We start from the raw sequence: 10,936 nt of genomic DNA on the forward strand, positions 1-10,936 counted from the left end.
GTATAAGAGACAGGTCCCTGCCCCGCCCCGGCCTACGCCCGGTCGGCCAGCTCCTGCACCTCGTCGTAGCCCGGAATCCCCGGCGGGACGGGTTCCCCGGCGGCGACCGCCTTCGCCGTCCGCACGGCGGCGCCGAGCGCCGCCCGGAACAGCAGGGACCCGAGGCTGACTCGCCGCACCCCCAGTGCGGTGAGGCGGCGAAGGTCCGGCCCGGACGGCGAGTACAGGATGTTCACCGGGACCTCCACCGCATCCACCAGCGAGGCGATCACGCCTTCCTCGGTCAGGCCGGGCACGAAAACCCCGTCCGCCCCGGCGTCCGCATAGGCCTTCGCCCGCCGCAGCGCCTCCCGGTCGTGATCCATGCCCGCGGGCCGCAGCCAGTGGGTGTCCGTGCGGGCGTTGACGAAGAGGCCGCCGGTCTTGGCGGCGGCGATGAGTTCCCGCTGGTGCCCGATGTCGCCGGCCTCGTCTTCGAGGTTGATCCCCGCGATGCCCAGCGCCGCCAGCCGTGCGGTCAGTTCGGCGACCTCGGCGGGATCGTCGGAAAACCCGCTTTCGATGTCGACGGTGATCAGGCAGGGCAGCGCGGACAGTTTCCCGGCCAGGTCCAGGGTCTCGGCCCTGGTCGCGCCGGTGCCGTCGGGCAGGCCCGCGGCCGCGGCGACCCCGAGGCTGGTGGTGCCGACGGCGGGGAAGCCCTCCGCGGCCAGTGCGGCGGCCGAGGCGTGGTCCCAGGCGTTGGGCAGCAGCAGCGGGCGGGGTCCCCGGTGCAGTGCGGCGAAGGAAGCCGCCGGGGTCGGCTTTCCGGATCCGGTCATGCGTCCACGGTAGGTGCGCGTCGTATCGGCCGTGACCGAAGCGACACGCGCTCCCCGCGGAACACGGGTATCCCACCCGCACGTGGAGAACCCGCGGGAGTTCATCACCCTCCGTGGGCTGGATCACGTACATCCGAGTGACCGGCAGGTCGCCCAGCGGGGCGAAATTCAGTTAGCATAGGTCAACTAATTTTCCCCAGGCAGTCTTTGGAGTGGTGGAAGTGGAGTCTGCCCAGCAGACGGTGGACGCCCCGGTCAAACCCCATCGGCGCCACCAGCGCACCTGGTCGGTGGAGGAACTGGGGCCGCGCTACAAGTGGATCGCGCTGTCGAACACGACCCTCGGCATGCTGATGGCCACCATCAACTCGTCGATCGTGCTGATCGCGCTGCCGGACATCTTCCGCGGCATCCACATCAACCCGCTGGAGTCGGGCAACACCAGCTACCTGCTGTGGATGATGATGGGCTTCCTGGTCGTCACCGCGGTGCTGGTGGTCGGCTTCGGCAGGCTCGGCGACATGTACGGCCGGGTCCGCATGTACAACCTCGGCTTCGCGATCTTCGCCCTGTCCTCGGTGCTGCTCGCGCTCACCTGGATGGACGGCGGGGCCGCGGCGGTCTGGATGATCGCCTGGCGGATCGTGCAGGGCATCGGCGGCGCGTTCCTGATGGCCAACTCCAGCGCGATCCTCACCGACGCCTTCCCCGTCCGCCAGCGCGGCATGGCCCTGGGCATCAACGGTGTCGCCGCGATCGCGGGCTCCTTCCTCGGCCTGGTGATCGGCGGTCTGCTGGGCCCGGTCGACTGGCGGCTGGTGTTCCTGGTTTCGGTGCCCTTCGGCGTTTTCGGCACCGTCTGGGCCTACCTCAAGCTGCACGACACCAGCGAGCGCCACCGCGCCAAGATGGACTGGTGGGGCAACCTCACCTTCGCCGTCGGCCTGATCGCGGTGCTGGTCGGCATCACCTACGGCATCCAGCCCTACGGCGGGCACACCATGGGCTGGACGAGCCCCTTCGTGCTGTCCTGCCTGATCGGCGGCGCGGTGGTACTGGTGATCTTCGTGGCGATCGAGCTCAAGGTGCCCAACCCGCTGTTCAACCTCGGGCTGTTCCGGATCGGCGCGTTCACCTTCGGCAACCTGGCGAACCTGCTGGCCTCGCTGGGCCGCGGCGGCCTGCAGTTCATCCTGATCATCTGGCTGCAGGGCATCTGGCTGCCGCAGCACGGCTACAGCTTCGAGCAGACCCCGCTGTGGGCGGGCATCTACATGCTGCCGATGACCGTCGGCTTCCTCATCTCGGCCCCCACCTCGGGCGTGCTGTCCGACCGGATGGGCGGGCGGGTGCTGGCGATGACCGGCATGCTGATCACCGCGGCCAGTTTCGTCCTGCTGGAAGTGCTGCCGGTGAACTTCGACTACTGGGCCTTCGCCGCGATCCTGCTGCTCAACGGGCTCGGCATGGGCATGTTCGCCTCACCCAACCGGGCCGAGGTGATGAACAGCCTGCCCGCCAACGCGCGCGGCGCCGGCGCGGGCATGACGGCGACGTTCCAGAACTCGGCGATGGTGCTGTCCATCGGGTTGTTCTTCAGCCTGATGATCGCCGGTCTCGCCGACCACCTGCCCTCGGCGATGGCGCAGGGCCTGACCGCGCACGGGGTGCCCGTGGCCAACGCCAACGCGGTCGCGCAACTGCCCCCGGTCGCGGTGCTGTTCGCGGCGTTCCTCGGCTACAACCCGATCGAACAGCTGCTCGGCCCGGTGCTGCACCAGTTGCGTCCCGACCAGGCCTCCTTCCTCACCGGCCGCAGCTTCTTCCCCAACCTGATCAGCGAACCGTTCTCCAACGGCCTCACCGCGGCCTTCTGGTTCGCGATCATCGTCTGCCTCGTCGCGGCGCTCGCGTCGTGGTTCGCCAGGGCCCACGTCCCGGCCACCGCCGCTCCCGCCTCCCGGGAAACCGTGGGCGCGGAACTGGCGGCCGAAGCCGGTGAACTCGTCGGCACCGAGACCGTCGCCACGACCGGCACGGCGAACAGCATGGAGAACAGCACTGACCCCCACGGCGCGAGCCACCAGCGGCAACCCGGGGCGGTCAGCGGCAGGCTCCGCACCCCCGGCGGGTCGCCCGTGCCCGGCGCGGTGGTCACCGTGACCGGCGAGGAAGGGCTGCAGGCCGGGCGGGCCCGCGCCGACGAATCCGGCACCTACCGGATCGAAGAACTGGCGCCGGGCACCTACACGCTGATCGTGACCGCCCCGGGCTTCCAGCCCGCCGCCGCCTCGGTCACCGTCACCGCGTTCGGCGCCGTGCACGATTTCGTCGTGCCGGGCGGGGGTGTCGTGGCCGGTACCGTGCGCCGCACCGGTGGCCTGCCGCTCGCCGGCACGGTGGTGCTCGCCACCGACGCCGAGGGCAGGCTGGTCGGCCAGGCCACCACCGCCGGGGACGGCACCTTCCTGCTGAGCGGCCTGCCCGCGGGCGAGGTGGTGGTCACCGCGAACGTCGAGAACCACCATCCCCGCGCGATCACCGTGCTCACCGGCGGTGCCGAGCCCGCCGTGGTCGAGTTGCTGGTCGAGGCGGCCGGCGTGCTCCACGGCACGGTCACCGGCCCGGACGAGGCGCCGCTGGCCAACGCCACCGTCACCCTCGCCGACGGCGGCGGCCGCACGGTCGCCACCGCGGTCACCGGCGCGGACGGCCGGTACGAGCTGCGGGACCTGGAACCCGGCGAGTACACCGTGGTGACGAGCCTGTACGAACCCGCGGTGCGGCAGGTGGACCTCTCCTCCGGCGAATCCGCCACGGTGGACATGGACCTCGCCCCCGGCGCCCGTGCGGACGCGGCGTCATGACCGGCGCGATTCCCCGGCGGGAACGGCACGGGACCGAGATCACCGGGCGGGTCCGCGACGAGACCGGCGGGCCGGTCCCCGCTTCGGCCGTCACCCTCGTCGACGCGGACGGCCGTCAGGCGGGCCGGACCGCGGCGGGCGAGGACGGCGCGTTCGCCCTGCACGCCCCGGCGCGCGGTACCTACGTGCTGATCGCCTCGGCACCGGGACACCAGCCCGAGGCCGCCACGGTGAACGTCACGGACACACCGGTGCGGATCGAGGTCGCACTGCGCGGCACGGGCGGGCTCCACGGAGTAATCCGCAGCTCCGAAACGGGCGTTCCGATCATGGGGGCCGCGGTGACCGTCACCGACCCGCGCGGCGAGGTGGCCGGCTCGCGGCTGTCGGGCCCCGGCGGCGACTACGCCCTTCCCGGCCTTCCCGCGGGCACCTACACCCTCGCGGTGAACGCGCCCGGCTACCGGCCCACCGCACTCGCCGTCACCACCGGCGCGACCGTTTCCTCCCGCCAGGACGTGGAACTCGCCGACGGCGCCGTCATCCACGGCACGGTGCGCCTGCCGGAGGGTTCCCGCCCCGCGGTCACCGTGACCCTGCTCGACACCGGGGGAAACGTGGTCCGCACCGCCGCCGCCGGCGAGGACGGCCGCTACGCGTTCCATGACCTCGACCCCGGCACCTACACCGTCGTCGCCGCGAGCTGGTCGCCCTCGCGCCGCCAGGTGCGGGTGACCGACGGTGTCCGCAACCGGCACGACGTCCGGCTGTCGTAGGATGCGTCCGGGGCGGCTGGAAACGCTTTCGCCACCCCGGGCATCCGGCCGCCGAACATGATCGGACCAGGGTGGACACGAACGCCCCGAGTCTGATTGCATGGCGCAGCCGGAGCGGAGGGCGCGAGCCCCGCAACGGTGGTCGAAGAACCCGTACGCGACAAGAAAGCAGTGGTAGATGGCGACGCGGGCGCGAGAACTGCTCATCCGGTCGAGAGCGCTGCTGGGCCGCTCCCGCGAGGCGGCCGCCCAGTTCCTCACCACCCCGCAGCCACCGCCACGGCTTCCGCGGGTCCCCGCGCCCGCGCCCGTACCGGCACCCGCCGCGGACCGGCCAGGGCCGGCGCCCGCGGCGTCTGAACCGCTGGTTCCGCAGACCGAAACACTGGCCGCGATCTGCGCCAACGTCGCCCTGCGCGACCTCAACCTGGTCGACTCCCTGCTGTCCCAGCTGGAGGAGATGGAAGCCAAGGAAGAGGACACCGAACGGCTGGCCGAGCTCTACCGCCTCGACCACCTCGCCACCCGCCTGCGCCGCAACGCGGAGAACCTGCGGGTGCTGGCGGGCCGGGACGCGAACGACTCCACTTCGGACACTTCGTCCCTGGTGGACCTCGTCCGCGCCGGTATGTCCTCCATCGACCACTACGCGCGGGTCACCATCGGCCGGGTGGTCGCGCTCGGAGTGGTCGGGTTCGCCGGCGAAGACCTCAGCCGCCTGCTGGCCGAACTGCTCGACAACGCGACCAAGTCCTCACCGCCCGACGCGCCGGTCCGCGTCAGCGCCCACCTGACCGAACAGGGCAGTGTGCTCGTCCGCATCGAGGACGAGGGCATCGGGCTGCCCGCCGACCGCCTCACCGAGCTGAACAAGCGCCTGTCCGACGAACCCGTGCTCGACGACGCCGCGGTGCGGCACATGGGGCTGGCCGTGGTCCGCAGGCTCGCCGCGCGGCACGGCATCCGCGCCTGGCTCGACCGCCGCGTCCCGCACGGCACCACCGCCTCCGTCCTGCTGCCCGCCGCGCTGGTCAGCGAACTGCCGGAGGCGAACTGGTCGGGCGCGCAGACCGTGTTCTTCCCGCCCACGGGCGAAAAGGCCGCCCGGGCCGTCCCGGACATCCCGTCGCGCCCGGCGGCGAACCCCCTGCCCCGCCGCACCGCGACCGCCGAACCGCCGGTGCCGCGCGCCGTGCGGCACACGCCCAGCGAACCGGTGGTCGGCGGCACCACCAGCAGCGGCCTGCCCCGCCGCGTCTCGCAGAGCATCAAGAGCCCCAACGGACACGCCCCGGCAGGCCCCGCGAAATCCACCGGGACCTCCGCCCCCGGTAGCGGCCGCAAGGCCGGGCACGACAAGCTGCTCGCCGATCTCGGTGCCTTCTCCGAGGGCGAACGGGCGGCGCGGGAAGACCAGAAAGCCCAGCGCGACGGCGAACCTTCGCCGCACGACACCGAGGGACAGCAGCAGTGACGGACGAACACCTCCGCCCCGCGGGCCAGGACTTCTCCTGGCTGATCAACGATTTCGTCCGGAAGGTGCACGGCGTCAGCCACGCCCTGATCATGTCCGCCGACGGTTTCCCGCTCACCGCTTCCGAGGCGATGAACACGGTGGAAAGCGAGCAGCTCGCGGCGATCGCCAGCGGTCTGCTCAGCCTCGCGGGCAACAGCGCGGCCCTGTTCGACAAGGGCGGCTGCGAGGAGATCATCATCCGGCTGACCCACGGGTACTTCCTGTTCATGGGCATCGACACCGGGGCGGGCCTCGCCGTGCTGACCAGCCCGGAATGCGACATGAAGGTGGTCGCCTACGAGATGACCCAGTTCGTCACCCACGCCGGGCATGCGCTCACCCCAGAGGCGCGCGCGGACCTGCGCCGCGTGCTCACCGCCCGCCGCCCGATCGGCTAGCGCGACAAGGAAGTGATGACATGTCCCAGGATCCCGGGCGGGGCCAGCCGGTGATGAAACCGCGCAGCAAGCGAATCCGTCCGTACACCCTCACCGGCGGCCGCACCCGGGGCCGCCACCAGCTGCTGGTGGAAACGCTGATCTCGGTGCCCCGGTACGACCCGGTGCTGAGCGAGAAGCTCATGCCCGAGTCCAAGGCGCTCTACGAGCGGGCGCGCTCGCAGGTGTCGATCGCCGAGCTGTCGTCGATGCTGTCGATCCCGCTCGGCGTCGTGCGGGTCCTGGTCAGCGACCTCGCGGCGCAGGGCGCGGTTTTCATCCACCCCACGGCGCACGCCTATCACCACGATCGGAACGTGCTGGAGAGGATCCTCAATGGACTCAAGCAGCTCCCCGTCTGATCCCGGCCAGCTGACGATCTCGGCGAAGATCGTGGTGGCCGGCGGTTTCGGGGTCGGCAAGACGACGTTCGTCGGCTCGGTGTCCGAGGTTCCCCCGCTCAACACCGAGGCCTGGATGACGGAGGCGAGCGAAGGGGTCGACGACCTGCCGCCCGACGCCGCCAAGACCACGACCACGGTCGCCATGGACTTCGGCCGGATCTCGCTGTACTCCGACCTCATGCTGTACCTGTTCGGCACGCCCGGCCAGGCACGGTTCTGGTTCCTGTGGGACGACCTCTCGCGCGGCGCGCTGGGCGCGATCGTGCTGGTGGACACCCGCAGGCTGGACCAGTCGTTCGCCGCCATCAACTATTTCGAAAACGACTCGGACCTGCCGTTCATCGTGGCGGTCAACCTGTTCGACGGGGAGCTGACCCACGACCTGGACGAGGTGCGCGAAGCACTCGCGCTGCGGCCGGAGATCCCGCTGATCACCTGCGACGCGCGCGAGAAGGCCTCGACCGTGGCCGCCCTGCGGGAGCTGGTCACGCACACCCTGTCACTCGCCGAAGTCAGTGAAGTCGGAAGGGTTCGCGCGAATGCGTAAGATCCTGATCATCGGTGCGGGCCAGTCCGGTCTCCAGCTCGCTTTGACCCTGCGCGACCACGACTACGACGTCACGCTGATGTCGGCGCGCACCCCGGACGAGATCCGCGACGGCTACGTCACCTCCACCCAGTGCATGTTCGCCATGTCCATGGCGATCGAACGCCGCCACGGCCTCGACCTCTGGCAGGACGTGGCCCCGCAGATCACTCACCAGGGCCTCAGCGTCGGCGACGGCGAGGGCAACCGGGTGCTCGACTGGCGGGGCCTGTGGGAAGAAGGTCCCGCGCAGTCGGTGGACCAGCGCGTGAAGATGGCCGCCTGGCTGGAACTGCTCGAGGAGCGGGGCGGCAAGGTGATCACCCACGGGGTGACCACCGCGGACCTGAACTCGCTGGCCTCGATGTACGACCTGACCATCGTCGCGGCGGGCAAGGGCGAACTGGTGCAGCTCTTCGACCGGGATCCCTCCCGGTCGCCCTTCACACAGAAGCAGCGTTCACTGGCGGTGTGCTATGTGGACGGTCTGGTGTCGCGGCCCGAGTACCCTGGCTCGGTCAACGTCTGGCTGAACGTCCTGCCAGGACTCGGCGAGATGATCCACATGCCGGGGTACACCCACACCGGGCCGTGCGACATCCTCTACCTGTCCGCGATCCCCGGCGGGCCGCTCGACATCGCCGTCGACCGCCCGTCACCGGAAGAGCAGTTGCGGCGGCAGAAGGAAGTGTTCCGCCAGTTCGCGCCGTGGGAGTACGAGCGTTTCAAGGACGCCGAGCTCACCGACCGCCGGGGCGTGCTCAGCGGCGGCTACCCGCCCGTGGTGCGGCATCCGGTGGGCGAGCTGCCGTCGGGCACGTTCGTGCTCGGCATGGCGGACGTGGTGGTGGCCAACGACCCGGTGACCGGGCAGGGCGCGAACAACGCGGCCAAATGCGCGCAGTCCTATTTGGACAGCATACTGGCGCACGGGGACCGGCCGTTCGACCGCGAATGGATGCAGGGGACGTTCGAGCGCTACTGGAACTACGCCCAGCACGTCACCCGGCTGACCAACACGATGCTGCTGCCGCCGACCGAATCCATCATGAGGATCCTGCAGACCGCGCAGACCAACGAAGCGGTGGCCAACCGCTTCGCGCACGGCTTCAACGACCCGGCGTCGATGCAGGACTGGTTCTTCGAGCCGGAGAAGACGGACGCCTACCTGGCTTCGTTCTCCTGACCGGGCCATGGCGGATATCTGGGAACCGGGCACCGCGGGACTGTTGCGGCTGCCCTCGGGCAGGCTGGTCCGCGGCCGGGGGCTGCGCAAGCCGTTCCCCGGGGGCCAGCGGCCGGCCTTCGCGCTCTACCTGCTCGGGCGCCGTCCGCCGGAAGTCGAATGGGAGTACCGCTGGGTGCGCTGGCCCGACTTCCGGCTCCCGGCCGATCGCGGCGCGGCGGCCATCGCGCTCCGCGAGGCGTGGGAACGCTGCGCGAACGAGCGCGTCGAGGTCGCGTGCGAGGGCGGCAACGGGCGCACCGGCACGGCACTGGCCTGCATCGCCGTGCTCGACGGCGTCCCGGCGAGTGAGGCCGTCGCCTACGTCCGCGAGCACTACTCGCCGCGCGCCGTGGAAACCCCCTGGCAGCGCCGCTACGTCGGCCGCTTCGGCACCGCCTGACCCGGACCACGGCTCGTGGGCGGGGTCCAGTCCCAGAGGCGGGCGGCCTTGCGGGCGGCGACAGCGCCGCCCGCCAGCCGGGTGAGGCGGGTCATCAGGCCATACGTGAGCGGGTTGGTGGACAGGCTGATTTCCGGGTCCTGCCGGGCGCTGCGCCGCACCGCCTGGCTGCGGGGACGCCGGGCCCGGTCGTAGCGGGCCAGTGCGGTGGGGATGTCGGTGGCGTGGGTGAGTTCGGCGGCGAGGACGGCCGCGTCCTCCAGTGCCTGGCAGGCGCCCTGTGCGAGGAACGGGGTCATCGCGTGGGCCGCGTCGCCGAGCAGCGCGACCCGTCCGTCCACGTAGGACGGTAGCGGTTCGAGGTCGAAGATGTCGTGGCGGAGCACGGAACCGGCCGGGGTCGCGGCGAGCAGGGCCGGGACCGGGTCGTGCCAGTCCCCGACCCGGCGGCGGACCTCGGCGAGGTCCTCGCCGTAGCGCACGCCGGGCTGGTCCTGCCGGACCGTGAGGAACCAGAACACCCGCTGCCCGGCCAGCGGGTGCGCGCCGAACCGCGCGCCGCGTCCCCAGGTCTGGAACCCACGGAATCCGTTGTCCGGCCGCACCGCCCCCGGTTCGGTCACCCCGCGCCAGCACAGGATCCGCTGGAAGACCGGCGCCGGGGCGTCCGGCCAGACCGCGCGGCGCACCGCACTGCGCATCCCGTCCGCCCCGACGAGCAGGTCGGCCCGGGCCGTACGCGGCCCGGCCGGAGTGTGGTAGCGCACGGTCACCCCGCGATCGGACTGCTCGACGCCGGTCACCTCGGCGGCGGTACGCACCACGCCGGCGGGCAGGTGCCCGGCCAGCACGCCCAGCAGGTCGGCGCGATGGTTGGCGAGCAGCGGGGTGTCCCGCCCTGGCCGGAACCGCATCAGGTAGCCGCCGTCCGGGGTGCGCAGCGTGGCGCCTGCCTCGGTCGGCACCGAGACCGCCCGGAACCCCTCACCGACGCCCAGCGCGTCCGCCGCGCGCACCGCGTTCGGCGCGAACGACCAGCCCGCACCGGCTTCGCGGAGTCCGGTTGCGCGTTCCAGCACGGTGACCGTCCACCCCGCCCGGCGCAGACCGATCGCCGCGGCGAGCCCGCCGAGACCGCCACCGGCGACGAGTGCCGTGTTGTCGGTGTTGTCAGTGTTGTCAGTGTTGGCGGTGTTGTCGAGGTTGTCAGTGTTGTCAGTGTTGTCGGTGTTGTCGGTGTTGTCGGTGTTGTCGCGGTCCGGTGTGGTCATTGCTTCTTCCCCGCCGCCGGAGGGCGCGGTGTTTCCGCGAAGAGCCTGACCATCCAGTCGTAGACGTCATGCGCCACCCTCAGCCGTTCGGCGCGATCGCTGCCGGCCCCCGCCAGTGCCATGCCGTCGGCGGCGAGGTCGCGGAAGCCGGCCAGACCGGCAAGACGCCGCCGGACCACGGTCTCCCAGGCGTTGTCGTCCACCTGGTAGTAGTGGGTCCGCTCGCCGGGACGGCTGCGCCGGCGCACGAACTTCGCCTCCGTCAGTAGCCGCATGTTCGTGGCCAGCGATGCCTTGCTCGCGCCGATCGCTGCCGCGATCTGCCCGGCGGACTGCTCCGGCGGGTCGCAGATCATCAGCCAGCCCAGGATCCGCCCGGCGATCGGCGGCACCCCGTACTCCTCCGCGCAGAACATCGCCATGCGTTCGACCCACTCGAGCACCCGCTGCTCCGCCACCCGGACCACCCTTCGTCCCTTGTTCAGCAAGTTCAGTATGTACTGAACTTACTATTCATAGCAAGACGACGGGCGAGCGGGTCCTCACGCGGCCGCGGGCGCCGCGGTGGCTGTGCCGATTGTCACAGGGGTTTTTGCTGTGCCGAGTGTGGCGTGATGCTCTGGCTACTCC

11 protein-coding genes are annotated in these 10,936 nt (G+C 71.2%); 8 read left to right on the forward strand and 3 right to left on the reverse strand.

Annotation, left to right across the window (positions count from 1 at the left end; all coding sequences use genetic code 11):
• Window positions 1–32: 32 nt before the first annotated feature.
• Window positions 33–821 carry an isocitrate lyase/PEP mutase family protein gene (locus tag FNH05_RS21535; protein ID WP_144590516.1) on the reverse strand — a complete coding sequence of 263 codons (789 nt, stop codon included), beginning with the start codon at window positions 819–821 and terminating at the stop codon, window positions 33–35.
• A gap of 347 nt (window positions 822–1,168) precedes the next feature.
• On the opposite strand from FNH05_RS21535, the gene FNH05_RS39890 reads away from it, so the two are divergent.
• From FNH05_RS39890 to FNH05_RS21575, 8 genes are all read left to right on the forward strand, one after another.
• Window positions 1,169–3,688 (forward strand): MFS transporter, encoded by a 2,520-nt coding sequence (locus FNH05_RS39890; protein WP_144590525.1) that lies wholly within the window; start codon window positions 1,169–1,171, stop codon window positions 3,686–3,688.
• Window positions 3,685–4,464 (forward strand): MSCRAMM family protein, encoded by a 780-nt coding sequence (locus FNH05_RS21545; RefSeq protein WP_144590517.1) that lies wholly within the window; start codon window positions 3,685–3,687, stop codon window positions 4,462–4,464. The genes FNH05_RS39890 and FNH05_RS21545 overlap by 4 nt, the downstream gene beginning before the upstream one ends.
• A gap of 178 nt (window positions 4,465–4,642) precedes the next feature.
• Window positions 4,643–5,938 (forward strand): sensor histidine kinase, encoded by a 1,296-nt coding sequence (locus FNH05_RS21550; protein WP_144590518.1) that lies wholly within the window; start codon window positions 4,643–4,645, stop codon window positions 5,936–5,938.
• On the forward strand, window positions 5,935–6,378 hold the full coding sequence (locus FNH05_RS21555) for a roadblock/LC7 domain-containing protein (RefSeq protein WP_144590519.1): 444 nt from the start codon (window positions 5,935–5,937) through the stop codon (window positions 6,376–6,378). The genes FNH05_RS21550 and FNH05_RS21555 overlap by 4 nt, the downstream gene beginning before the upstream one ends.
• A 20-nt stretch (window positions 6,379–6,398) precedes the next feature.
• Window positions 6,399–6,779: a DUF742 domain-containing protein gene (locus FNH05_RS21560; RefSeq protein ID WP_144590520.1), complete on the forward strand. Its 381-nt coding sequence runs from the start codon at window positions 6,399–6,401 to the stop codon at window positions 6,777–6,779.
• Window positions 6,754–7,368 carry a GTP-binding protein gene (locus FNH05_RS21565; RefSeq protein ID WP_144590521.1) on the forward strand — a complete coding sequence of 205 codons (615 nt, stop codon included), beginning with the start codon at window positions 6,754–6,756 and terminating at the stop codon, window positions 7,366–7,368. The genes FNH05_RS21560 and FNH05_RS21565 overlap by 26 nt, the downstream gene beginning before the upstream one ends.
• Window positions 7,361–8,593 carry a styrene monooxygenase/indole monooxygenase family protein gene (locus tag FNH05_RS21570; protein ID WP_144590522.1) on the forward strand — a complete coding sequence of 411 codons (1,233 nt, stop codon included), beginning with the start codon at window positions 7,361–7,363 and terminating at the stop codon, window positions 8,591–8,593. The genes FNH05_RS21565 and FNH05_RS21570 overlap by 8 nt, the downstream gene beginning before the upstream one ends.
• A 7-nt stretch (window positions 8,594–8,600) precedes the next feature.
• Window positions 8,601–9,035: a protein-tyrosine phosphatase family protein gene (locus tag FNH05_RS21575; protein ID WP_144590523.1), complete on the forward strand. Its 435-nt coding sequence runs from the start codon at window positions 8,601–8,603 to the stop codon at window positions 9,033–9,035.
• On the opposite strand, the gene FNH05_RS21580 is transcribed toward FNH05_RS21575, so the two are convergent.
• Together FNH05_RS21580 and FNH05_RS21585 are read right to left on the reverse strand one after the other, a co-directional pair.
• Window positions 9,008–10,306 (reverse strand): FAD-dependent monooxygenase, encoded by a 1,299-nt coding sequence (locus tag FNH05_RS21580; RefSeq protein ID WP_144590524.1) that lies wholly within the window; start codon window positions 10,304–10,306, stop codon window positions 9,008–9,010. The two genes, FNH05_RS21575 and FNH05_RS21580, sit on opposite strands and share 28 nt — an antisense overlap.
• Window positions 10,303–10,764 carry a GbsR/MarR family transcriptional regulator gene (locus FNH05_RS21585; RefSeq protein WP_222426673.1) on the reverse strand — a complete coding sequence of 154 codons (462 nt, stop codon included), beginning with the start codon at window positions 10,762–10,764 and terminating at the stop codon, window positions 10,303–10,305. The genes FNH05_RS21580 and FNH05_RS21585 overlap by 4 nt, the downstream gene beginning before the upstream one ends.
• Window positions 10,765–10,936 lie beyond the last annotated feature (172 nt).

This window comes from Amycolatopsis rhizosphaerae (assembly GCF_007713715.1).
GTDB classification, from domain to species: Bacteria; Actinomycetota; Actinomycetes; order Mycobacteriales; family Pseudonocardiaceae; genus Amycolatopsis_E; species Amycolatopsis_E rhizosphaerae.

Bases quoted from the DNA above. Each gene is read 5' to 3' on its own strand.
- FNH05_RS21535 (WP_144590516.1), bottom strand. From the start codon at position 821: ATGACCGGATCCGGAAAGCCGACCCCGGCGGCTTCCTTCGCCGCACTG.
- FNH05_RS39890 (WP_144590525.1), top strand. From the start codon at position 1,169: ATGCTGATGGCCACCATCAACTCGTCGATCGTGCTGATCGCGCTGCCG.
- FNH05_RS21545 (WP_144590517.1), top strand. From the start codon at position 3,685: ATGACCGGCGCGATTCCCCGGCGGGAACGGCACGGGACCGAGATCACC.
- FNH05_RS21550 (WP_144590518.1), top strand. From the start codon at position 4,643: ATGGCGACGCGGGCGCGAGAACTGCTCATCCGGTCGAGAGCGCTGCTG.
- FNH05_RS21560 (WP_144590520.1), top strand. From the start codon at position 6,399: ATGTCCCAGGATCCCGGGCGGGGCCAGCCGGTGATGAAACCGCGCAGC.
- FNH05_RS21565 (WP_144590521.1), top strand. From the start codon at position 6,754: ATGGACTCAAGCAGCTCCCCGTCTGATCCCGGCCAGCTGACGATCTCG.
- FNH05_RS21570 (WP_144590522.1), top strand. From the start codon at position 7,361: ATGCGTAAGATCCTGATCATCGGTGCGGGCCAGTCCGGTCTCCAGCTC.
- FNH05_RS21575 (WP_144590523.1), top strand. From the start codon at position 8,601: ATGGCGGATATCTGGGAACCGGGCACCGCGGGACTGTTGCGGCTGCCC.
- FNH05_RS21580 (WP_144590524.1), bottom strand. From the start codon at position 10,306: ATGACCACACCGGACCGCGACAACACCGACAACACCGACAACACCGAC.